The organism is Gracilibacillus salinarum (assembly GCF_022919575.1).
In the GTDB taxonomy this organism is placed as follows: Bacteria; Bacillota; Bacilli; order Bacillales; family Amphibacillaceae; genus Gracilibacillus; species Gracilibacillus salinarum.
Genome location: NZ_CP095071.1, coordinates 2,670,730 through 2,693,539 on the forward strand (window position 1 = coordinate 2,670,730; position 22,810 = coordinate 2,693,539).

Annotated in this window: 19 protein-coding genes; 4 read left to right on the forward strand and 15 right to left on the reverse strand. The window is 40.4% G+C overall.

From position 1 onward, the window contains the following. Positions 1-331 precede the first annotated feature (331 nt). From MUN87_RS12375 to MUN87_RS12390, 4 genes are read right to left on the reverse strand one after another with little or no spacing between them, the layout of a single operon-like run. Positions 332-1,222, reverse strand: a complete 891-nt coding sequence (locus MUN87_RS12375) for a metal ABC transporter permease (protein ID WP_244740530.1) — start codon at positions 1,220-1,222, stop codon at positions 332-334. Beyond that, positions 1,219-2,145 carry a metal ABC transporter permease gene (locus tag MUN87_RS12380; RefSeq protein ID WP_244740532.1) on the reverse strand — a complete coding sequence of 309 codons (927 nt, stop codon included), beginning with the start codon at positions 2,143-2,145 and terminating at the stop codon, positions 1,219-1,221. The genes MUN87_RS12375 and MUN87_RS12380 overlap by 4 nt, the downstream gene beginning before the upstream one ends. Beyond that, positions 2,120-2,890 carry a metal ABC transporter ATP-binding protein gene (locus MUN87_RS12385; protein WP_244740534.1) on the reverse strand — a complete coding sequence of 257 codons (771 nt, stop codon included), beginning with the start codon at positions 2,888-2,890 and terminating at the stop codon, positions 2,120-2,122. Before MUN87_RS12385 ends, MUN87_RS12380 begins: the two co-directional genes overlap by 26 nt. Before the next feature lies 1 nt (position 2,891). Then, positions 2,892-3,830: a metal ABC transporter solute-binding protein, Zn/Mn family gene (locus MUN87_RS12390; protein ID WP_244740536.1), complete on the reverse strand. Its 939-nt coding sequence runs from the start codon at positions 3,828-3,830 to the stop codon at positions 2,892-2,894. 1,010 nt (positions 3,831-4,840) lie between these two features. Here MUN87_RS12390 and MUN87_RS12395 point away from each other — a divergent pair. The 3 genes from MUN87_RS12395 (at position 4,841) to MUN87_RS12405 (ending at position 6,536) form a co-directional block, all read left to right on the forward strand. After that, positions 4,841-5,140: a hypothetical protein gene (locus tag MUN87_RS12395; protein ID WP_244740538.1), complete on the forward strand. Its 300-nt coding sequence runs from the start codon at positions 4,841-4,843 to the stop codon at positions 5,138-5,140. 150 nt (positions 5,141-5,290) lie between these two features. Beyond that, positions 5,291-5,710 carry a DUF3237 family protein gene (locus tag MUN87_RS12400; RefSeq protein ID WP_244740540.1) on the forward strand — a complete coding sequence of 140 codons (420 nt, stop codon included), beginning with the start codon at positions 5,291-5,293 and terminating at the stop codon, positions 5,708-5,710. Positions 5,711-5,771: 61 nt separating this feature from the next. Beyond that, the gene (locus tag MUN87_RS12405) at positions 5,772-6,536 is read left to right on the forward strand and encodes an alpha/beta hydrolase family protein (protein WP_244740541.1); all 765 of its coding nucleotides are present in this window, start codon (positions 5,772-5,774) and stop codon (positions 6,534-6,536) included. 219 nt (positions 6,537-6,755) lie between these two features. Here the strand turns inward: MUN87_RS12405 and MUN87_RS12410 are convergent, their stop codons facing one another. The 11 genes from MUN87_RS12410 to adh form a co-directional block, all read right to left on the reverse strand. Next, the gene (locus MUN87_RS12410; RefSeq protein ID WP_244740543.1) at positions 6,756-6,941 is read right to left on the reverse strand and encodes a hypothetical protein; all 186 of its coding nucleotides are present in this window, start codon (positions 6,939-6,941) and stop codon (positions 6,756-6,758) included. A 59-nt stretch (positions 6,942-7,000) separates the two neighbouring features. Beyond that, entirely contained in the window at positions 7,001-7,204 is a 204-nt protein-coding gene (locus MUN87_RS12415) for a hypothetical protein (protein WP_244740545.1), read from the reverse strand. Positions 7,205-7,642: 438 nt separating this feature from the next. Continuing rightward, positions 7,643-7,948 carry a hypothetical protein gene (locus MUN87_RS12420; RefSeq protein ID WP_244740547.1) on the reverse strand — a complete coding sequence of 102 codons (306 nt, stop codon included), beginning with the start codon at positions 7,946-7,948 and terminating at the stop codon, positions 7,643-7,645. Positions 7,949-8,010: 62 nt separating this feature from the next. After that, a complete protein-coding gene (locus MUN87_RS12425) occupies positions 8,011-9,276 on the reverse strand; it encodes a TIGR02679 family protein (protein WP_244740549.1) in 1,266 nt (421 codons plus the stop codon). A gap of 13 nt (positions 9,277-9,289) precedes the next feature. Continuing rightward, positions 9,290-13,399: a TIGR02680 family protein gene (locus MUN87_RS12430; protein ID WP_244740550.1), complete on the reverse strand. Its 4,110-nt coding sequence runs from the start codon at positions 13,397-13,399 to the stop codon at positions 9,290-9,292. After that, a complete protein-coding gene (locus MUN87_RS12435; protein WP_244740552.1) occupies positions 13,392-14,558 on the reverse strand; it encodes a TIGR02678 family protein in 1,167 nt (388 codons plus the stop codon). The genes MUN87_RS12430 and MUN87_RS12435 overlap by 8 nt, the downstream gene beginning before the upstream one ends. A gap of 3 nt (positions 14,559-14,561) precedes the next feature. After that, positions 14,562-16,034 (reverse strand): TIGR02677 family protein, encoded by a 1,473-nt coding sequence (locus MUN87_RS12440; RefSeq protein WP_244740554.1) that lies wholly within the window; start codon positions 16,032-16,034, stop codon positions 14,562-14,564. A 161-nt stretch (positions 16,035-16,195) separates the two neighbouring features. Continuing rightward, a complete protein-coding gene (locus MUN87_RS12445; protein ID WP_244740555.1) occupies positions 16,196-16,951 on the reverse strand; it encodes an HIRAN domain-containing protein in 756 nt (251 codons plus the stop codon). 238 nt (positions 16,952-17,189) lie between these two features. Beyond that, positions 17,190-18,551, reverse strand: coding sequence for an IS4 family transposase (locus tag MUN87_RS12450; protein ID WP_244740141.1), 1,362 nt, complete (start codon positions 18,549-18,551; stop codon positions 17,190-17,192). A gap of 527 nt (positions 18,552-19,078) precedes the next feature. Further along, on the reverse strand, positions 19,079-19,414 hold the full coding sequence (locus MUN87_RS12455; RefSeq protein ID WP_244740556.1) for a DUF779 domain-containing protein: 336 nt from the start codon (positions 19,412-19,414) through the stop codon (positions 19,079-19,081). Between the two features lie 165 nt (positions 19,415-19,579). Beyond that, positions 19,580-21,100, reverse strand: coding sequence for an aldehyde dehydrogenase (gene adh, locus MUN87_RS12460; RefSeq protein ID WP_244740558.1), 1,521 nt, complete (start codon positions 21,098-21,100; stop codon positions 19,580-19,582). 247 nt (positions 21,101-21,347) lie between these two features. Between adh and MUN87_RS12465 the strand changes: the two genes are divergently transcribed. Next, entirely contained in the window at positions 21,348-21,917 is a 570-nt protein-coding gene (locus MUN87_RS12465; protein WP_244740560.1) for a lysozyme inhibitor LprI family protein, read from the forward strand. The last annotated feature ends 893 nt before the right edge of the window (positions 21,918-22,810 follow it).

Genomic DNA, 22,810 nt, shown 5'->3' on the forward strand with positions numbered 1-22,810 from the left:
GAACATGTAAGACGATTTAAATACTATTTTAGGCTGACGACTATGAGCAGCACCTCTTTGACTAGACCTACATAAACACTAGAAAGCCAACTGATATTGTGACTTTTTTTCATTTTATGCCATAATGTCAGTAAGAAATGCGTATACTAAAAACCCGCAGCTGGAACTACGGGTTAGATAAGCGATTCCCACAAAGGAATCTGCTAACCAAAAGGCTAGACTTCTCCTACTACTTTAGATGATTATGAGGGAGGTCTATTTTTATAGCACGAAAAATCATTCACTCCCCATACTCCATAAAAACCCCAACTCCACGGTTACATCTGCTCCCTTATACATCCTTCGCCAATATATCCGTTTTTGCCGGCTTTAAATACTTTGAAATAAGGCCATGTTTTGGTGAAAAGAAAAAGCTGATAATAAAGATAATCCCTGTCGCGAAAGCCATTGATCCTGATATCGACGTATCGATCCAGGTCGCAATCAAGTAACCTAGTACAGCAGGTAGAATCCCCATCAAACTGCTGATAAGAAGCATGACAGATAATTTATCTGTCCAGAGATAAGCAGAAGCAGCTGGGGTAATTAACATTGCTACCACCATAATAGCTCCAACCGCATCAAAAGCTGCAACTGTCGTAATCGACACAAGACTCATAAATACATAATGCATAACTAGCACTGGAATACCTAAACTGGCTGCAAGGGCTGGATCAAAGGAAGTAATTTTCCATTCCTTATAAAAAGCAATAATAAAAAATAGCACAATAATAAAGGCAAAGCCCAGCATAGTCGTCGCCACTGGTACATCTCCCAGTAATGGCAATGTCATCGTATTCCACGGAATAAAGGTGATTTCTCCCATTAGCGAGTGTTTTACATCCAGATGGGCATTTCCAATCGACGTAGCATTTAATATAACCCCTATCGCAAACAAGGTTGTGAAAACTATTCCCATCGAAGCATGTTGCTCTATGTCCAGAGTGTGAAGCCATTGTACTAAGAATGTCGTCAATAAACCGGCAACTATTGCACCAATTAGCATATGAGGTCCACTTAATTCACGAGTAATGATAAAAGCAACAACAATACCTAACAAAACCGTATGACTAATCGCATCCGCCATCATTGCCATCTTTCTTAATATTAAAAAGACCCCAATTAATCCCGACGTTGCACCAACCAGACAAGCAGTTAAGATGATCCATGCTGTATACGTCATTTGCTCACCCCCTGCATTTCCATTGTCGTATTGCTATTTTGTATTTTCGCTAACTTTTGACGTTTTTTAAATTGCAGATGACGGACTAAAATCCCTTTTTGTTTACCAAAGACAAGGGAAATAATGAACAGTGCAGAAGCACAAATGACAATGAACGGACCTGTTGGCCAGCCGTTTCCTACCACACTTATGGCAGTCCCTGCTGCACCTGCCACTCCGCCGAACAACGCGGACAGAATTATCATTAATCTAAAGGATTGTGTCCAATATCGGGCACTTACGGAAGGAATAATAATTAATGCAGCAATCAAAATAACCCCGACAGCTTGAATACCAATAACAATTGTCGTTACGAGGGCTACAGTATATAAAATGTTCATCCCTTTTAATGATAGACCGATCCCTTTAGCAAAATCGGGATCAAACAGATACAGCTTCCACTCTTTAAAACCAATCACGACAATGAGAATGGAGACAAGTGCCAGAATAAGCATCGTCCAGACATCGGAACGGACCATTGCGGCTGCTTGCCCGTAGATAAAACTATCCAAGCCAGCCTGATTTCCTCCAGCTGAGCGATTCGCAATCGTCAGCAGCATAATGCCAAGACCATAGAAAACGGAGAGAATCATCCCCATCGCCGTATCTTCTGTTATTCTTGTCGTTTGGCGTATCCATTGAATAAACACCGCTCCAATTAATGCACTAACCGCAGCACCTGCAATTAAAATATATAAATCTTTTTCTGCAAATAATAAATAGGCAATGACCACCCCTGGAAGGGAAGCATGAGCCAACGAGTCACTCATTAAGCTCTGCTTCTTCCAATAAGCTAAACATCCGATTGCACCTGCCGCAATCCCTAACACCATCGTACTGACAAGCACCCATTGTGTATTACTTGTTAACAGAGCCGACCACATGTTTGTCATCCTTTCTTGCGTTAATCCAGCGCATATTTCCACCGTAAGTATCTGCGATGTGATCGGGGGTAAAGGTCGTTTCTGTTCTTCCATGGTGCTTAACGGTCTTATTTAATAGAAGCACATGGTCAAAATATTCCTCCACCGTTTGCAGATCATGATGGACAACCATTACTGTTTTACCGGAGCTTTTTAGTTCCTGCAGAATGTTCATGATTGCTTTTTCTGTCGCTGCATCTACACCTGCTAATGGCTCATCCATAAAATACAATGCAGCATCCTGCACTAATGCCCGCGCTAAGAATACCCGTTGTTGCTGGCCACCGGAAAGTTCACTTATTTGACGATCTGCATAGCCTTCCATTCCCATTTTTTCTAAGGATTCGAAGGCTTTTGCTTTATCCTTCCGAGAAGGACGTTTTAACCAACCGATTTTGCCATATAAGCCCATCGTGACTACATCCAACGCATTTGTTGGAAAGTCCCAATCAACGGAACCGCGTTGTGGTACATATCCAATTTTCTTCTTTGCCTTTTTAAATGGTAAGCCAAAAAATTCGACGTTACCTGTTAAAGCTGGATGAAGATCTAGAATGGTTTTGATTAATGTAGACTTACCTGCACCGTTAGGACCAACAACACCTGTTAATGATCCAGCTTCTACATCGAAATTAACATCGTATAATACATTATTTTTTCGGTATGATGCGGCTAAATTCTCGATTTTCAGTGCTGGTTTTGTCACATTACTCATCTCCTTCTGTTAATGATTGATAAATAGTCTCTAGATTATGACGGTACATGCCAATATAGGTCCCCTCTTCTGAGTCTGGATCTCCCATTGCATCAGAATAAAGCTCTCCACCTAATGATACATCTACCCCTTGATCCTGTGCTCCTTCAATAACCGCCTCGATCGAATCAGGATTAATACTGCTTTCGACAAATATCGCTGGGACAGAATATTCTTGTATCGTTTCAATCGTGTCATTAATGTCCGAAACACCAATTTCATCTTCTGTACTTAACCCCTGCAGTCCAATAACCTCCATATTATGCATCTGACCGAAATAACCAAATGCATCATGTGCTGTTACAAGAACCCGTTGCTCTTCCGGGATATCTTGCAGTACTTCTGCTTCTTCTTTCAATTCATCTAATTTCGCAAAATATGCTTGTTTATTCTCTTCAAAATAATCTGCATCATCAGGGGAATAATCTTTTAATTCCTCTACTGCAGCGTCAAGGGCTTGTTTCCAAAGATCGATATCAAACCAAATATGTGGATCTACTACACCTTCCGCATCCGCTAATAATGATTCTTCTGGTATTACACTACCTACTGCCAGAACTGGCTTTGATTCGCTTATTTTATTAAACATCTCGATCATATTTGCTTCTAAATGTAAGCCACTATACAAGATAACATCTGCCCCATCAACCGTCGCAACATCACTCTGGGTCGGATTATATAAGTGCGGATCTACGGATGGCCCCATTAAACTCTCTACTTCGATACGATCGCCACCAATAACAGATAATGGTTCTCCTATTTGAGCAATAGTTGTTACCACTTTCACTTTATCGTTACTGTCTGCTTCACTTGACGAACCCTCGTTTGCGCCACATGCTGTTAAAAAGAGTGCAACACCTACAACCAAAATAAAACTCATTATTTTTTTCATTGCTAATCTCCTCTCGTTTTCCCTCGTCTAACTTTTTTTGTGATATCAAAAAAATAACGCAATTCTTTCCTATTGTCAAGTGTTTTTCGTAAGTATTATTTTATTTCTTCAAGGAAACTTTTTAGGTCTTTTCATTATAAGCACATAGCCCATATTTGTGACACTTTTTTCATATGATGAATGAGACATAGTGATAGACGAAGGGCGATCAAGCAGAGGTTCGTTAGGTATGAGACGAGCTTGGGAAGCCAAGCGCACCCGGTTCTAACATAAAGTGAGACTTCAATCATTTGGGGTTTTTGTGACCCCCAATGATTGCTAGCTAAACTTATCAGGAAGTTATCGTCCGTTTATCCTCCACTTAGCTTCTTAGTTATCTCTCAAATCTTGAAGGGGGGTATTACGGACGGTTAGCGCCGTGATACACCTGTAGTTAAGTGGGCCATAGCGGTCATCTTGAAATCCAATCACTTTTTCGTCCTGCGGGAGTCAATGTGTCGGTCCGCGCTATGGTACAGACTCTTTAAGGAGACGAAACCAGTCTGAGAACACCATCATTTGTCTTCTTTCTTTTTAAACGATACAAATCTTGGGCTGTTGCTTTTCACTTTTGGTCCCTTTCTCGCTAAACGATACAAATCTCTCGCTTCTGCTTTTCACTTTTGGTTCCTTTCTTGCTAAGCGATACAAATCTTGGGCTGCTCCCTTCCACTTTTGGTTCCTTTCTTGCTAAACGATACAAATCTCTGGCTACTGCTTTCCACTTTTGGTCCCTTTCTCGCAAGTGTAACCTCCCATACGGTTTATGCTATAGTTCCAGTAAAAAATGCACAAAAATAACCCGCAGCGGTCACTACGGATTATGGAGTAGCGGTTCCCACAGAGGGAGGTGATCAAGAATAGAAGGAAGAGCTACTTAACAGGAAATTATTGACATCATTCAATCGATCTGTTAAGAATTAAATAATCAATAATTCCTGTATACATACTAAGGAAAGGGGAGCTTTTCCTTGCTGACACTTGGTGCTCTAGTCCTTCTGATCTTCGGTGGGACCATTCTTATTATTACGATCCTGGTTTGTGTGTTTTTCATTTTGTTTATGAAAAACAAGCAAGCAATTACGAAAATGATTACGGGTAGTATACTTACCTTCATCTTCCTCGTTCTTAAACTAGCAGAGTTTATTGCTCCTATTTTATTCAAAGTTATCTATTGGACCTTTGGACCGCTCTCAGGCTTTTTAGGTATTCTGCTTGTTATTTGGGGAATTATTAGTAAGATTAAAGTATCTCATCGTAAGGCAACTTAAATCTATTAAATTATTCCGAACACCCATCTAAACTATTTATCTTCTAACCGTCCTCTTCCCCCGTACAAACCAAATCATGCCGTTTGTTTTGTGAAGGGGCACGACATCAGATTTCAAAAAATGTGACGTTTACAAAGGAGGATTGGAAAAATGGATGTCGAAGAAATACTTACGGTACATGTTCAAATAGAGAATACGATCGCACTAAATAATAATGATGGTGATTCCGTCACGATGATTACGTTTCAAGGCCATGTAACGGGCGATTACTTTAAAGGAGAGATCCTTGACGGAGGCGTCGACACGCAGATCATCGGAAGGTTTGATGATCGCCATACGCTATCGGCCAGATATATGCTGGAAGGAACGGATTATACAGGGAAACCTTGCAAAATATATATTGAGAATAACGGTAGTATAAACAACAAGTTGCTAAACGGATTATTTAGATCCTATCCAAAAATCATAACGAATAGTAAGGCATTAGCTTTTTTGAATGATGACATGTTAGTTGCAGAAGGTCAATCAACAGCGTCCGGTTTAGATATTAACATATACAGAATAAAATAAAGCTCAGGTTATCCAGTTTGGCTAACCGGATATGTAATTCCTAAAACATGGAGGTTTAACAATGAGCAGTTATCAAAAAGAAATGGTGAAGATAAAACATCAGGGGAGAGAAATTCATGGTATCTCTTACATGCCTGGTCGTGAGGGAAAGCACCCTGTCGTCATCTTCAGCCACGGTTTTAATGGAACGAATCAAGACTTTGCTATGCACAGTGACTATTTAGCCAAACATGGTATAGGCGCCGTTTGCTTCGATTTTTGTGGTGGCTCGATCTATTCAAAGAGTGATCTCAAGACGGAAGAGATGTCTATATTTACAGAAAAAGATGACCTGTCTGCTGTTATAGAAACAATTAAAAATTGGAAAGATATTGATCCTGATCAAATCTTTTTATTTGGAGGCAGCCAAGGAGGATTAGTATCCGCATTAGTAGCAGAAGAATATATAACGGATATTAAAGGGCTCTTATTGCTTTATCCAGCCTTATGTATTGCAGATGACTGGAATCAAAAGTATCCAACACTTAACAGCATCCCAGATACACATGAGTTATGGGGAGTTCGGTTAGGTAGAATATATTTTGAATCGATTCATGATTATGATATTTTCGATCATATTGGACAATTCAACAAAAACGTTCTGATTCTTCATGGAGATCAGGATGAAATAGTATCCATTGATTATGGGAAGAGAGCAGAAATGGCATATCCACATGCTAGAATGGAAGTTTTCCCGGGAGAAGGCCATGGTTTTTCAGAAGCAGGTAATAAAAAAGTTGCGGAGATGACATATGAATTTGTAAAAGCAAATATCTCCCTATCTTGAACTTATTGACGTGATAGTCATACACTTTGTACCTAAAGATACATAACAAAGTGCCAAAATATACATTTTAATGCATAAAATCATGTATGTTTTGGCTTCACCAAGATATTAACGCACTTAAATGGACATATTTTTGATATTCTATTGCATAGCATATTTGTACTGCGTAGCGAATAGGACTATGATTTTAACACCTACAAATGAGGAAGATCCCTCGTATTATTCTTCTTTTTCGTTGCCTTTCAACTGTCTTGCACTTATAAAAAATGCGTTCCCAACTATGAATATACCCAAAGAAACAAACATTGCTATTCCTGAATACTTATCGTTAAATACTGTAGTATTAATCAGAATAACTGCCATGATCAATACAAGCGATATATACAATCCATTTATATATTTCAATTACCTCACCCCTTACACGATAGTAGCGCCAGCCCTTGTCGGGAAGAACGCTCTTTTGTTTAAGAAACCTTATCTAAAATCATAAGTAAATAACTGCCTGCACAAAGTAAAAATGCTATTTGGGTAATTATATAAAAGGAGAATTCAACCTTTGTTAATTTCCTTTTTCTCTTGATTCTTCTGAAATGAAAATAATAATAAACGGCACATAGGAGAAGCACAACACCAGATATTTGATATATATTCTCTAATAAACCAATCAAAAAAATCCCTCCTTGCAATCTAGCCCTTATATGCAATATAGGCGCTGCCCACTATTTAGGAATTGCACCCGATTGCGGAAGATCATTTTCTATTGCAGTGCTGTGCACCAACGAGAACTATTGATTTTTTCACAAGAGGTCCACCTTACATTCATTGAACTACTCCCCCATTACCAGAGACAGTTAAAAAAGTTAATACAGTTCTTTTTTAATGGCTCCACCAAAAATTGATTGTTAGTAAATAGTATTTTCTATGTAAATGACGTGAAAACTTTATAAAAAGTTACACAAGGATTTCTTATATAGAACTAATTATAATAACCTTCGCAGACACCTTGACTAACATAAAATATAGTACTCGTTTAGTTTTTATCGTCTAACTGTAATTTGTGACTGCTAAAGTAAAATGGGCAGCTTGATAAAACTGCCCTTACACGCTCATGCTGTATTCTTGCGGGATCTGGCCCTCATACCCTCACTAAAAAAAAGCAAAAATATAATTAATCCAACAATTCCTATTTCTATCTCCGTAGTAAATGCAATTAAAATTAATACCACTAACAGAACTAAGCTGCCAACCACTAGTTTTGGCCCACTAAATCCTGTTCTAAAAAGCAAAAATGTATAAATACAACTTGCTAGTACAAACATCATACCTTGAAAATATGCAGCATCGAAATCAATATATTTTATGGATAAAAAGGTTAATACAGCTAATAGGACAAACAATATAATGCTTTTCATAAAAAGACCCTCCACCTTTCCACTGAATACATGATTGAATCCCTCGAATTAAGAATATGCCGTTATCTTTCCTTTAGCTCCTGCACCATGTCATCTACAAGCGCCTCCTGGTAGCCTGCCCGCTTAACCCTGTTCATCATCTTAATCACAGGAATAAATAGTTCGGACATATCAGCTTGCAGCTTGTTCAACCTTTCTTCTGACAACATAGATTCCATTGACAAGGCCTTATGATACGAAAAGACATCCATTTTCCAAAGTTTTGCATGATCGGGATGTCGTTCCAGTAATCGCTGTGCCATCTTTATCCCTTCCGGATCAAAATCACCGGCATAATGAAGCGTACATCCTGCTTTTTCTAGTAAATCGAATAACATTAACCCTGCCAGTTTGAACTGTCCATGAGTGCATATTAACGGGGCATCCGGGACCCTGTCCAATATACTGGAATACACACCTGAATTCTCGACAATATAGACCTGTTTCCTGTTATCTGCAGGATAAACGCTCTTCAGAGATACAAGCTCTCTTAATGGAACATTCATCACACTGCCGGCCTCATTCGCAGACTGCCACATTGGGTGGATTCCTTTGTCTGTCTCTGCTATTACATTAGCACATGTAACAAAGTTGGTAATATCATCACGCATGATGTGCGCTTTTAACAGCAGATCATTAATGGCCTCTGTACTTGACGGCATCTCTACTGCATAATGTACCGACAGCAGGTGGATCCAGAGCCTGCCAACATTTGTGTTTAAATCAAACGCATGCGGATTACGAGTAACCCGCTGACTGAACATGGGTAATCGTTCATATTCCGTCGGCATGTTAGCTAATGCGGTGGAGAGAGGGACTGCCATCTGTTTAAACGCCTCATGTGACAGCCCAATCAAGCGATAGATCCAATACGTATCTGGTGTTTTTGCTTTGAGCGCAGTCAGCCAATCTCCCAGATTAGGATAGGTACGTTCCAATTCTTCTAATACACGAAGCTGGTTGTGATAGTCCAGCTGTTTCTGTTCTTTTTTCGAAATTAGCAATTGATCAAAAAAAGCCTCGAGCAATGTCTTCAAATCAAGTGGTGCAAACCTGGTTTTTTGTAACTGAATTTCAAACGCTTCTAATGACAGCTTTCCTTTTTTATTTAACGAGTCGGCGGTTTGTCCATAAAATCGCGCAATGACTTCCAGATCCTCTGCCGTGAATTGGTTCAGTTTTACAGTACCACCAATTCTCCCTAAAGATTCGTATTTTTTCTTAAACAATTCAAATAATTGATTGTACACAGGCTCCTGTTTAAAATATTTTACTGCATCGCTTTTCACATTAACACTTCCTCTATTCTACGGGGTTTTCTACATGCCAGCTCTTACCATTCCATCGATAGTTAAGAACACTAACATAATCGGCATTTTTTGGTCGGATTAATTCACTGACCGCCAGCTTATTTACGGTATCATAGTCTCCCCACAGTATCTGAGAGTTCATAATATAATTGAAACCCAGTTGCTCCACCACTTCAAACATTTGACGAATATTTCGCTCATCAACTCCCGCAAATGCTTCATCAAGCGAAATAATATATGGAGCCTCTGGATCGGCTTCTAAATATCTGGAATAGCAGGCCGTAAACAATGGGATGTACATCGCCATCGCTTTCTCACCACCACTGAATTTATAAAACTGGTTGTTGTTTAACTCCCTTTTTTGCTCACCTTCCCGCTGAAAGTACAGAACAAAAGAGAACCATTTACGATAATCCAGCACTTCTTTTAATACTTGGAGTAATGTCTGCATTTCATTACTCCCCTCCATCATGTCTTTCGCCTTCTGAATCTTGGTTCGGAAATGCATGGTGATGCTATCTAAGTCTTCTTCTTTTAACAACTTCGGATCCTGACGTAATAATTTGACTAAATCCATGGTATCTAATTCTGTCTCAGTATCTGCTGTACGCGGTTTCCACTTGATCGAAAAAGATAGCCCCGATGAGGTATCACGTGATTCCATTAAGTCTTTCATTTTATTCACCCATTGCTCGGCCCTGCGAATACGCGCTCGCAGCTTCTGTCCAACCGAATGGAACAGTATTTCTTCATACAATGACTTATCCTGCTCATCCAAAAAGCTTTCCTGTCGAGCTTGTTCTAATTCAATCTGCTCTTGTACGAGATAAGGTGTAGTCTGTTTACCTTGGAAATTCATTTCAATCACTTGTCGGGACATCGTTTGGTGCCATCTCTCCACATGTGGCTTAAAATCTTCCTCCTCTATCTCGTTCATCCACTCAGGAATGTGATAGGGAGCGACAAAGCTCGTCATACTGTATTCCATCAGGTCGCTTAGCTGTTTATAATATTCCTGTGACAATTGCGAAGTCAGTTTACTGCGATCTTTATCTTTTCCTGAAGAATGATAGGATTCGGTTACTTGTTTGGCTAACATATCCATATCTTCGTAAGCCTCTTTCACCACAAATCCACGCTCCGCTTCTTCCTTCAAAGAAACTCGCCAGATATTAGATAACTGCTTCCAGAAATTCAATTTCTTTTGACTTTCTACTAATCGTTCGTTTAGATGACCTGTCTCGGTCTCTTTTCTGGTTAATTCCTTTTCTTTTTGTTTTAACTCTTTTGCAAGCTCTTCCAGTTCATGCTGTACCTCCACAATTTGTTGCTGAATATCCTGAGCACCTTCCTGCTCCAATTGTTGTTCAATCTGCGCAATATTCTGCTTCAGTGTCGTGATCTGAGCTTCCTCCACATTGAGTTCTCCCTGAAATTCGAGTATTTCTTCTTCTATTTCAGCCAATCTTTCCTTCACTTCTGTCAAGCGTTCATGATCATGGCTAAACTGCAGGTGTGTTTTCTCTAAGCCTGATAAATCCTTCTCATACCTTTTCATTACCGACACTGCTGTCTGGTAAGCTTGTAAAGATAATTCCAATGAATATTCCCGCGTTTTTTGATCAAGCTGATGTTTGATCTGGCTATATTCCAAATGAATCTGCTTCAGCTCATCAGACAACTTTTGTACGGTAGATTGGTGCTTAGTAATATCAAACCTGAGACCCTGAATTTGGCGGAAGCTTTCTTGCAAATCATGATCATTCGGGAATTGCTCTAAGGCATCCTTCGCTTGTGAGATGGCCTCTTTGACCTCCCGTACAGCTTGGATGGTTACCTCTTGCTGCGCCGTTAAATCCTGATATTCCTGCTCCAATCTAGCAATCTGTTCTTCGCGGAATCTTGCTCTTGCATTCTTGCCGACGTAACGAACTTCTTCTATTTCCACAGCATGCCCTTTTAATAAACCAAGCTGATAACCCCCAGTTTCTGTGATGGACATAGAGGATGACGCATCGTCTCCCATGACAATACTGCGTAAGATGTCATCTACTGCTTGTGAAGAAATGGTACTGTCATCTGGTACGTCCGGATCGACATAATCTGCTAAAGTATGTGCCATCATATTTGGCTGTGGCATTAAAATGCGATCATGTGTAACAGAAATCGCATCCTCTGTAATTAAAGCATCGAGCAACTGACTGTCAATCAAAGCAGCTTCTATCCGCCTTTTTACCTCCGGCTTCACATGTTCCTGAAATTCAATGGCTGCATATAAAGGCAGATGTGTAACCCCTTTTGCAGCTAATGCTTGTCTGGCTGTCTTCGTTTGCTCATCCATCCACGGCTCTGGGTCCGTTTTGGCCTTCCATTCGAAAATTTCCTCCTTTTTCTTATTTAAAGCATGATCAAGCTGCTCTTTTTCAAAATTTAGTTGAGATAACCGCTTCCCCTTCGATTGTTCGAATGCAAATGTAGCCGTGCGATAAGGCTCTTTCAGCTGGTCATAGATGACTGGTTCGTATAAGGAGCGCAATTGCCTTGCTGTTTCTTGCTTTAATTCTTCTGGTATCTCCAGCCATTCATTTGTCTGGATCCATGTATGAATTTCGTTCAGCTTCTTCTCTTTATCCTCTTCAAATAGTCGCGTCCATTCTTGCTCTTGATAGCTAGCTTCATCTAACAGCTTATTTTCATCCGCTAACTCTTTATCTTTGTCCTGATATTTTCTTTTCAGCTGATCAAACGTTCGTAAATCCTCGGTTATCTCTTCCAGGGAGTGAATATGCTGATCGGTTTCTTTTTGCCAAACTTGAAAGTCAAATCGTTGTTTTTGATGGCGGACAAAATCTTGTTGGTTGATAGCATGAGTATCGGCAAAAGCTGCTTCTTCCGCGTCATTAGCCAAATCCATTAAGCTGTCTTCCATCATTTGCTCCCGCTCATGCAACTGTTCTTCGAGCTTTTGCTGGTCAGACAGAAGACGTTGCTCCTTGCGACGACGATCTTGCCATTGGTCTTCTTTCTTGTTAAAAGCTGTCTGATGCTGTGCCAGCTTGTCTGCTTCACTTCTGCGCTCTTTCTCCAGATTCCAGACTTTATGCGATCGGAGGCGTTCTTCTTGTTTACGATTCGTTTCTTCCCTGATTTGTAAATCCTGCGTATCCGCATAAAGCTGATCAATGTCTTGTTGTAATCGCTGCTGCTCCTCATTCTGTTGCTCGAATTGTCTCTCTTCCTGTTTCCTTTTTCTGTTAGATGACAGATAACCGCTTGCCTGGTCATACAAGATACGTTGATTATACATATCATATACATGGTTTAAGCTCTTCAGGGCATTTACTTCGCGATCTAATTGCTCGATCTGTTGTTTGGTCTGATCCATCTGCTCAATGGTATCCGACAAATGCCGAAGATCTTCATCGGTCAATGGCGGTAATGCCGCTTCCAGAATGTCATAAATAACCGTCGGCCGGAAATCCTTGGATAGCTTAGGGCTTCGTAATTGAATGAGCAGCTTAATTAAATCTTCATACGCCTCTGTTGTTTCAAAGCCAAATAAGTATTTGTTTACTAACTTCATATATTCTGTTTTTGTCTGCACAACTTGTCCACCGTCAGCCAAACGGTTCTCGAGTTCCATCCGGGAGAGTGGAATCTTTTGCTTTTTCCCCGCACTATTCTCTTCTTTATATAAAAAGATATCCTCTCCGATTCTTCGATTGTCGGTAATAACAAAACCCCAGAATTTCATTTGCTTGTTCCGCTTCGCCTGCAGTCCGATACCGACCGTTACATATTGATTGGTTTCCTCTCTTTTGCATTCAAGAAAAAGGTAACCTGTCCGCTCATCGCGATTGACGATTTCCTTCTCGCCCAGCAAATAATCTTCCATGCGACGTGCCTTAGACCCAAATGGATCCAAGCGGTCTGGTGACGTTCGCCCGTCCAATAAAACAGGTAAGAAACTTTGCATCGTGACAGATTTCCCTGATCCATTGCTTCCACGCAGCAAAAGTTTCCCGTCTGCAAACGTGAAGGTCTCTTCATCGTAATACCAGAAATTTAGCAAGCCTGCTCGATTCATTTTCCATTTATTCATCTTTGTTATTCACCTCCGTAGTAAAGTCGTCGGGATAATGCCCAACCATTCGTGCAATAGCCGGCTTTAAGACAAGCATCCCTGTATCGGGTTCTACTTCTGCCAGCTCCCATTCCTGGTATAGTTGCAATAGTTCAGCGGCAATACTCGCGGCAGTCATATCGCGGTAACGTTTACCCCAGCCTTCCCCATAGACGGATTTGATTTCTTCCACCATTTGCTTAAAATCTGCATTGGTTACTTTCACCTCACCCATCGGATCAATGCTATCCGCCGGAAAATTATCCCGTAAATATGTCTGGAAATGCAAAGCAATTTGACTGATTGCTTTCTGATCAGGGAAGAGTGTGTACCGTTGCTTTCGCTCTGGTAATACCAGCATAGCTGTATTTTTGAATACCTCCAGTTGAAAAGGCGTATTCTCTTCTAAATCATCGCGCAGTCGATTACGATAATTACGGATATAGGCGAAATCAGGATCTTCTTCACTCTCGCGATAAACAGCCGGCGAGAATAACAGCTTGCGATACACCCTTTTTCTCCGCATGTCTTCACGATGTCGTTCCCATTCACTGTCCAATATCTCCCGCATTGTCCGATAACGGAAAAGGTCATCAGGATAAGAACGCATAAAATAACGGGCATAGACGGTGACTTCGTATAAAACTTCCTGCTCTTCATCTGTTGCAAACAAGTCCACATCGCCATCAATCGCATGAATCAGACGAAGATCAACCATTTTCTTCAAGGTCCGGACTAATGATTTCCGATGCTGATAATTCGTCCAGTCCAACGAAAATTCCCCGGGGAATATGTCCTGAATATCCTCTGCAATATCCGATAAAAGGAACTGCTCATCGATTGATTTCTGTTCTGTAAATGCTAAACCGCAGCAAAAGATCGCATAATCCCTTGGCTCGGTAAAATCCTGTATGCCCATCCAGGATTTAGGATCAACCGGGATTTTCTCCAATTTAATAAAATGCTGATGAATAATTAAATCAAAACCAAATTTATCTGACAGATATCGTTTCAGTGCTTTTTCACGCTCTCTGATCAGCTGGTATGCCGAAGGATCCTCTGCCCTTAATACCCAAAATTGTTCAAACAGGATCGATAGTGCTTCCTGTGTCTGCTCGTTCCATTCCGATTGAACCATTCTTTACACCTCGTCTTCTATGAAATGAAAAGTGACATTTGGCATTTCTAAAAAACCATCTTCCGATTCCAACGTAACACGCCCATCTCCGATGATCACCTGGACTCGTTTACCTAGTTCTGTTTTAACCGTTCGATCCTTACTTGCCATTGCTTTACCTAACCAGACTAATAATAATTTCCTTACTGAAGTCTCTACAACCGCCAGTTCTGACACAACAATTTGATTATCCCTTATATACTGTTCAATCTTGGCTCTTTCCTGCCTGCGCTCTTCTAAATAGCGTCGTTTCATTTCCTCTTTCTTATCCTGATTATTCGTCATTGCACTTGCTCTTACCTTCTCACGGTAATGGCGGACAATCGGTTTTGTCTCGTGCTCCATCGGCGCCTCTTCCCATACATCCGTATAAATATCGTCTGTCGGACTATGGTCAACATGAAAATGTCGTGTATGAAAGATTCCGAATGCTACTGAAGACAACTGATGCGCCTCTTCAACCGTATCGATTGCATCAAACCATTTGGCAAGATGGAGGTAGTCTTTCTTACGACTTCGAAAAAACTGATGCCGCTCTCCTAACCGCTGTACCACTCGTGTGATCCGCCTAATCGATTCGTTGGTGCGCTGCTGGAGCATTTCATATTCACTTGTTCCATGTTCATTTCCAAGAAACCAAGCTTTCATGCTGTTCCATTTTTCTTCATATTCCAAATATGGATCAGCTGTTTCCTTTTCATCAAAACGAAACACTTGCTGATCGTGTTGCATAACCTGATCAAAAAAGCCACGCAGCAACTGCTTGTTAAGACTATCTACTAATCCTTGTATCTGCAGAGCCGTCGCTTGCAAGGCGATAATAAAATCTCGTAAATACGTGGTGAACTGATCTTTATATACTAAGAACGCTTCCGTCTGCATTCGCTCTTCTACATCCTCACTGTTAATATAAGCAATGTAATCGGAGGTGTTCTGAGTGATTTGGCGGAAGTATAAAAGCACATCCTCCCAGATCTGGGCACTTTCTTCCCGCTTTTCTTTCCTTTTGCCAGAGGCGATTTGTTCGATCTTGACTAAAGCTTCGTATAACCTTTCAAATTGAGTGCGTTCAAGTGAACCGCCAAATGTTTCGCCAATGCCTTCAAGCTCCAGTAACATTCGCTCGAATTCAACCGTGTAGGGTGTGCACTGATAACGAAAGCGTTTCTTCTTAAATTCATCAATTGTTTTGGATTTCCCCAGCTCCTGACGTGCGATCAGATTCCCCCACTTTACAAGTGCATCCAGGTCAATGTGGAGCATTTCCAATGTATAATTGCTAAATTCTTCTGATTGAATTAGATAATCATAAATCTCTTCAGGGAACAAGAATTCTCTCATCCGCTCATGCTGAATATAAAAATAACGCAGAATTGCCCGATAGCTCCAAGCCTTCTCTGCGGTTAAATAGGTTGCTTCTTTTACACGTTTAAACATGATTTACACCTCTGCCTATGATTCTAGCTTTATTTTAACATATTCATTGTGCTGATTACTGCCTGCAGTATTGTTAAATTGGTAATATAAAAAGACCTTCCCCAAAAAGGAAGGTCTCATAAATTCATCTGATATTTGATTCTATGAATGATTCAATCTCTTTAACACATCACTAGCCGTAATTCTTCTTTATCATTTAACAATTCCTGAATGTCCATAAATTGATTTATCTCGCCAACAATCGTAATATTGACTTTCCGATGCGGAACCGCTTGTGGATTAACTGCCCATACTTTCGCTTGATAGTTACATCTTCTCTCGATCACTTCATACATCCAACCACTATAAAAAGCCGGAATAAATCCTAGCTTCTCTCCATCAACAGACTTAACTACGATTGCTTTATTGTCATGATCGTTTTCGGGGTCCAAAGAAAATTCTACAATGTCACCAACTTGGAGCTGGTCAACTACCTGTTCCCCCTTATAATAACGCCATCCTGCAACAAAGAAATCCAAATCAAATGTGTTGTTCTCAATCAAGATTGGTGAAACAAACTCATAAGAATCTGTCGCTAAAATTCCGCCTGTGACACGTAGAACATCCATTTCTGTACACTCTGCCGAAAGGCCTAATTCCCCAAGTACCGATGAATAGTCCGGCCTTCGCGAGTCTGGTAGACGACGTGCAAACGGACCAAATAGATTTTTGGAAGTATATGTCCTATTGGTATCCGGAAATGCTAAATGAGGTCGATAGCCATTGTCCATAGCCTCTGCCAATTTTCGTCTATATCCTTTTGTTTCATATGAAAATGTATAGACGCCATCTTCATGAAGCAACCTGCCAATATGGTATCGTTGTCGCGTCTCCACATTTTGCCAGATCAACCACAGCTCAAACGGTCTCTCACTCATGCTTTTACACTCCCTCCAAACCAATTTAAGATCCATTCCTTTCGATAAAGTAAAAAACGGATCACCCACTCTTTGTCTAACTCGCCCATTATATCATTTGAAATATCATTTACTATAGATAATAGTATAAGGAAGTTCAAAATAAAACTATGATTTACATGTTAAATGAAGTAAACAATATTATTAGAAACCCTAACACAAATGATATCGCTATTGCTCCAACCTTTATTTTAGTATCTCAACTTTCGCACACTGAAATAGGCAGGTAAGCCCTGATATAGTTGGGTAAGCCTGCGATCCAGTGTTGGACTTGACTTTTGATTAATTTTTGTACCTTCTTGTTGCTCTGTTTCAAGGCATCTTCAAGAAGCTCGATCAACTGCTGAAGTGCCACAGCCCAATCAAGATCATGAACTTCATCACTTAATTCATAAAACATGCCGCCAAGTGTTCTCTCATCTGTGCTACATCGGTTTTGCCACGAGAGAATAATATATCGTGCGAATACGATGGTCGTATGACTAATTAAGCCGTCATATGAACGACTTTGGAACTCTTTTTGGAGTTTCAAAAGAGACTTTGTTGTTTTGAAAAAAACTTCAATGTCCCAGCGTATCCCATAAATACGAATGATTTCTTGATCACTTAGGGTACAGTCGGTGCTTAAAATAGCTAACCATTCGCTTTTTTTATTTCGATTACGCACAAAGACCACTTTAATAGGCACGCCATTCGCTTGTGTCGTATGAATCGAACGAAGAATGCTTTTCTTTCCACCTGTTGGTTTCGCAAAACGATAAAGTTCCTTTAAGCTTACACGTTGGCCATTCACAAGGTAACGCTGCTTCAAGTTCTTTACCATGCCAATGACCTCAAGTCCTTGCTCTTTTATTTCCTTAACGAGAGGCTGATACGTGAACCAAGAGTCCATCAGCACATAGGAAGCATCAATACCGGCATTCATTGCGCGTTTAACCATACCTGGTAGTTGCTCAGGTGCGGTTTGTAATGCTTCTACTCTGCGTTTATAACCGGAACTACGCTTATCAACTTTTGATGATATACCATTAATTTGGCTTTTCTTCGAGCTCAATAAAGAAAAGTCCACTGGAATGAATGTGGCACCATCTGACCAGCCAAGAGTCAGCATACGAAACCCTTTATAGAAGCGCATTTTTTGGGATGCATGGTCAAAACAGCGCGCTAATAATTCAACCGATTTACTGCGATTACGATCATACGAAGAATCATCTACAATCAATACTTTCGGGCGATCATGACTCGTTAAGTTGGTTACTTTTCCAATGGTATGAGCACTTAGAAACAGTAAAAACCTTCTCCAAGCAAATGTTGACTTGTTTAAAAAACGATAGACGGCATTCTTTTCTGGACAATCATTCGCTTTGGTACTTTGAAGTACTTGATACCAGTTCTTATTTTCAAAGATCAAACAAAAAATCAATTGAAAAAGATAGGCACAAGTAAAGCCTACAGACTTTGTAATACCAGCTTTTCTAAGATGTTTAAACACGTCCAATTCTCTAAATGTTGATTTTAATTCATTTGGTAGTTGCTTATTTAGGTCATTATTCGCTATCATATAGGAGACACCTCTTCTGTATTGGTAGTGTTTTCTCGTCAATTACACTATACCAAATGTTGAGGTGTTTTTTTATACCTAATTCGATTGTCAATGACCATATTTGAACAGTAATAAGCTTTGCAGCTAGTTATATTGAGTGCTTTTTTCTAGCTGCGAAAGTTGAGTTAGTATTTTTTAAAGAAATAAAATATGGCAACGTAAAAGCTTTGCCAATCACTGCAACAAACATAAAAAACTGTGAATAGGGCTTAGGATAGGTAAGTAATTAATTATATAATAGACGTCCTTTATACTTGTTAGGTTTCGTAATTATTCAACTTTCGCACGCTGAACTTGACTGGTAAGCTTTTATTGTAATTTACTAGTGAATAAATATTCCGTTTAAAAGAAACGTTGATTTTAAGTAGATATGTAAAAAAAGAAGCCACCAGTTCACACCAATGGCTTTCCAATTCAGCATATAAAAATGTTATGGTTTAACATCCTCTAAAGAAACGAGTCATCTCCATTTCCCCGTAACCAACTTACCCAAACACCCGCGATCGAATCAAAAACCGCTTCCCCTCCGGATTTTCAAGCGAGAACATCCCACCGCGGCCTTCTACCACATCAATAATCAGCTGGGTATGCTTCCAGTACTCATATTGATCCTTCGACATGTAGAAAGGGGCATCATTGACATAGCCTAGTAAAACATCTGATTGACCGGTTCGAAATTCTCCCTTTGGATAGCACATCGGCGAACTTCCGTCACAGCAGCCACCAGACTGATGGAACATTAAAGGACCATGCTTCTCTTTTAACAGATCCATTAACGCCACTGCTTCATCCGTTGCTAAGACTTTCTCCTGTTGCGTCATGCACCCGCCTCCTTTCTTTGGATAAAGTGAGACTTTGATCAGTGGGGGTTTTTGACCCCAACTGATCATTAGTGAAACTTATCAGGGTGTTAGCGTCTGTTTACTACTCCTACTTGTGATACTCGAAGCTTGAAGTGGAAATCTTACAGACGGTTAGCACCGTGATTAAAAGAATCCTTTTGGCTGCGTACTGTAGCTTACGAGTAAGTTCTTCGTTTGTTGATAATGAGATAGCATCATGAGATGATTTTCTCTTCCAATACCTGATTTCTTATAACCACCAAAGGCAGCATGTGCTGGGTAATCGTGATAGGTATTGGTCCATACACGTCCCGCCTGAATACCACGACCGAAGCGATAAGCCTTATGAAAATCACGTGTCCAGATACCTGCACCTAATCCATATAACGTGTCATTGGCAATATCCAGCACTTCTTCGTCATCTTTAAAGGTGGAAACAGCAAGAACCGGACCAAAAATCTCCTCTTGGAAAATTCTCATTTTATTATGACCTTTGAACATTGTTGGCTGAACATAATAGCCATTGGAAAGCTCTCCGTCCAATTGGTTCTGTTCCCCGCCAATGAGCACCTCTGCTCCTTCTTGTTTCCCAATATCTAAATAGGATGAGATTTTTTCCAATTGCTCTGCCGATGCCTGCGCGCCCATCATCGTTTCTGTGTCTAATGGGTGGCCAATCTTTATCGCTTTCACTCGCTCTGTCGCTCGCTCGATAAATGCCTCATAAATATCCTCATGAATCAACGCACGCGACGGACATGTACAAACTTCCCCTTGGTTTAAGGCGAACATGACCATCCCTTCAATCGCTTTATCTAAAAAGTCATCGTCTTCTGCCATGACGTCTTTGAAGAAAATATTAGGTGATTTTCCACCTAGCTCTAATGTTACGGGAATAATGTTCTCAGAAGCATATTGCATAATAAGGCGTCCTGTTGTGGTTTCACCAGTGAATGCAATTTTGGAAATACGACTGCTTGACGCTAACGGTTTACCTGCTTCCAAGCCAAATCCATTTACAACGTTCAGTACACCAGGCGGCAGTAAATCGTGGACAAGTTCCAGTAAAACATGAATCGATGCAGGAGTTTGTTCCGCCGGCTTGATGACCACCGCATTACCTGCAGCAAGTGCCGGTGCAAGTTTCCACGTTGCCATTAATATTGGAAAGTTCCACGGAATGATTTGTCCGACAACGCCAAGGGGCTCATGAAAGTGATAAGCGACAGTATCCTCATCGAGCTGACTGATAGAGCCTTCTTGCGCCCGAATCGTTGCAGCAAAATAACGGAAATGATCAACCGCCAATGGCATGTCTGCCGCTAACGTTTCCCGTACTGCTTTTCCATTATCCCATGATTCTGCGACAGCTAGCATTTCCAGGTTTTCTTCGATACGATCGGCTATTTTATTTAGCATATTGGCTCGTTCCGCTGGCGATGTTTTTCCCCATGCCGGAGCCGCTTTGTGGGCAGCATCCAGTGCAAGCTCGACATCCTCAGCAGTAGAACGGGCAATCTCACAAAAAACTTGTCCTGTAACCGGTGTGACATTTTCAAAATATTGCCCTTTTACCGGCGGCGTCCACTCCCCGCCAATATAATTGTCGTATTTTTCCTTGAAGTTGACTAGCGAACCTGGTTGATTGGGTGCTTCGTATTTCATACTTATTCCTCCCCTAACCTTATTTTTTAAAAGCGCTTACAATTGATTGCGCATTTGACTTACACCTATTTATACTATACTAACTAGCAATGGAAAATATGACGGTTATAAAAGGTGGATTTTGGAAGATGTTATACGTATAGGTTACTAGGTTTTAGCGATACGATCAACCATGTATACTGGTGCGCTTATTCTCACATAAGGAAAATTATGTTAGTATTAGGTTAATAGAATAGGGGGAATAACTATGAAAAAGTATACATCTATTTTTATTTTGGTGTGCCTGATGATGCTGGCAGCTTGCGATGATTCATCAGCCGAAGCGAGTAATAATGGAGACAGCCAATTACATCATAGTTCCAATAGAGAAATCGCTAGTAAGGAAGATGCAACAGAAACGAATAAGAGTGCCGATCAGGAATCAGAAGAAGTGGAACAAACACCGGCTGACGATACAGAGGGCCAGCTAAAAGAAACATACCTGAACAAATTGAACGAGACAACGAAAAAAACAGAAAATATCGAAGCAACGGACAGTTCTACCTATGCTTTAAAGGATGTCGCACATAAACAGTATGAGACGTGGGATAAATTATTAAACGAGATTTATGGCGTTTTGGCAGAACAGCTAGCTGCTGAAGAGATGACACAATTAAGAGAGGCACAGCGTGATTGGATAGCAGTTAGAGATGAAACGGCGAAGGAAGCGTCACTGAAGTATGAGGGTGGTACGATGGAGCAATTGGAGTATGTGACGGTTCTTGCAGATCTGACAAAAGATAGATGTTATGAGCTTGTTGAAGGATATATGGAATAGGTGCAGTTGTCCTCACAGGTCTTTGCTTAACATGATTCAACTGGCAGTCTTTGCTACAGCGATAAGAAATAATTTAATGATAACAATAAAAACTATGTCGAAATACTCTATTGAGCGTATATACATGCTATAATAGGCATAGCAATAGATCGACTTCATATGAGGGGTGGCGCACTGTTGTCCTGCCGTTAGTCTTATCGTGAGACTTTCCGGGAGGGAGGTGACGCCTATGGATATCGAGAACGTATTAACACTGATGATTTCCTTCGGAGCATTGGTGGCGTTTATCATGTCCGACAAAAACAACAAAAAATAACCCCTCATATGCTTTGGACAGGCTCTGAGGGATTATCTCTCTGAAATGCCGCCCCTCTTATGGGGTTCGGTCTATTGTCACCGTAGACGTTGGAGCGTCTGCGGTTTTTTATATGGTACGCCAACTCTATTTATATTATACCACATTTTCTCAAAACGACACAATAAATTGGATAATCTTTTACTTAGAATCATTAAGCCTTCTTCATTTTTTCTTATTTAACGGTATTCCGTATTTTTTGCTATGCTCTATCCCTTTTTTGGCCAAGTTTTTGGCTTCATCTTTCGTCATTGTCATTTATCATTCCCCCTTTTGCCTTCTGTAGAAAAAGTATGAAAAATGAAAGAAAATATTAAACATACATCTTCCCTATCCTCCATATACATACTCCAAAAATAATTACACGGCCGTTCGTAATTGAGCTTCTTGAAGATGCCTTGAAACACAGCAAACTAATCAAAAATCAACGTCCAACACTGAATTGTAGGCTTATCCAACTATATTAGGGCTTACCTGCCTATTTTAGCCTGCGAAAGTTGAGTTCTTTAATTGTACTTTCATTAATTTGATAGTGATT